1 protein-coding gene and 1 pseudogene are annotated in these 1,145 nt (G+C 32.1%); both read right to left on the bottom strand.

The window, feature by feature from the left end:
- Positions 1-425 (bottom strand): annotated as a pseudogene (locus HHU12_RS34030) (hypothetical protein); the annotation flags it as partial.
- Between the two features lie 48 nt (positions 426-473).
- Positions 474-1,145, bottom strand: a 672-nt coding sequence (locus HHU12_RS34025; protein ID WP_169661165.1) for a leucine-rich repeat domain-containing protein, incomplete at its 5' end; no start/stop codon positions are given.

Raw genomic sequence — 1,145 nt, 5'->3', positions numbered from 1 at the left:
ATGTTTAGTTTATGACATTTTGTAATAAAAGAGGGTATTTCCTTAATAGGATTTCCTTCCAACCATAATGCTTTGAGTTCAGGGAATTCAGTAATAAACTCTGGGATTTCGGTTACATTACAGTTGAGGATTTTTATTTCCTCAAGTTTTTTTAAGACCTGTATTTCTTTAGGGAACTCCTCCAAAGATGTCGCTTTTTCTATTTCTATTAATGTTATATGTTCGTTGTTATTATCTAATTCAAAATAGACACTCCCATCATATTGTTCTCTAAGTATCTCAATTATTTCCTGTTCTTCCATATCCTTATAGTTTGTACAACCAATCAATAGAATAATCACTACACTAATAATGAAATAATAGAAGTATTTAGCAATAGCTAATTTCCGTTGCACAGTACTAATAGAAGCCTTTTTATGTATCATTTGTTCTATAGAATGAAGAGAAAGTATAGTAACCTTCTCTAATTTACTTTACTCATCAATCTGCTTCCTATCAAAAACAGGATTTCCTAAAAGTCTTGTATCCACATTTTCAGAGATCTCGGCATTGTAGGTGTTTTCAATTTCATTACCTTCTAAAAGTAATAAGTTTAGCTTTGTACATTTGTTGATATCAGGAGGGATACGCTTGATTTTTCCGTTGGTCATGTTTAAGTTCTCTAAGTTTTTCATCCTACCAATCCCCGTAATATCAGTGATTTGATGATTGATTACATTGAGGTCACTAGCTTCGCTATCAAAAATTCCTACAGGCATACTTTTCCAAGTTACATTTTCTGCCCAAATACTTCCAACTTGTAAGCCTTTTGGTACAGATCTTAAACCATTACATTCGTCAAGTTTTAATATCCCAATAGGCACTTGATTTAGTGAGGAAGGAAGGCCGGTAATTCGTGAACACCCTGTTATATCTAATCCCAATAACATTTTTAAATTACCCATTGAAGCAGGTAACTTGAAAAGGTTTTTACAATACCTCAAATTCAGATCATTCAATAAAGGTAAATTACCTAGTCCTTCAGGTAAATGCGAACCCGTACTATTATTGAGAGTAAAGCTTTCAATGCTCTCTATAGTATCCAAATATTTAAAACTTTTTAAAGCTACTTTTAAATGTTTCAGCTTTTTGAAACTGCCTATATC

The sequence above is a fragment of the Flammeovirga aprica JL-4 genome (genome assembly GCF_012844305.1).
GTDB lineage: Bacteria > Bacteroidota > Bacteroidia > Cytophagales > Flammeovirgaceae > Flammeovirga > Flammeovirga aprica.
The sequence above is the reverse complement of the archived record's forward strand: the minus strand, read 5'-3'. Positions and strand labels throughout refer to the sequence as shown.